This is a genomic window from Gilliamella sp. Pas-s27 (genome assembly GCF_009795865.1).
GTDB lineage: Bacteria > Pseudomonadota > Gammaproteobacteria > Enterobacterales > Orbaceae > Gilliamella.
In genome coordinates this window covers 1-360 of record NZ_WTEW01000121.1, presented here as the reverse complement: position 1 = coordinate 360, position 360 = coordinate 1, and the positions used below count along the sequence as shown (strand labels likewise).

1 protein-coding gene is annotated in these 360 nt (G+C 40.3%); it reads left to right on the top strand.

The features are described 5' to 3' along the window. Positions 1-19: 19 nt before the first annotated feature. Positions 20-360 (top strand): DDE-type integrase/transposase/recombinase (locus tag GQ589_RS11975; protein ID WP_160426485.1); only part of this gene is annotated, 341 nt, incomplete at its 3' end.

Sequence of the window (360 nt, the reverse complement as noted above, 5' to 3'; positions counted from 1 at the left end):
TCATAAACGGGTATATCGGGTGTATTGTGAATTAAAGCTTAATCTCAGGGTAAAGCGTAAAAAACGTATTCCTCCACGATGCCCGAAAAGGTTATTCGTCCCCAATAAACAAGGTGAATATTGGTCAATGGATTTTATGAGTGACAGTAGCCGTAATCAACGTCGCTTTAGGACATTCAATGTCATCGATGACTTTAATCGTGAGGCGCTAGGCATTGATATTGCAGTCAGTTTACCCGCTGGCAAGATCACCCGTTATCTGGATAAAATGGCTAAATATCATGGGTATCCATTAAAAATACGGGTCGATAATGGGCCAGAATTTACAGGAAAAACCTTTATAGACTGGGCTAAATCACA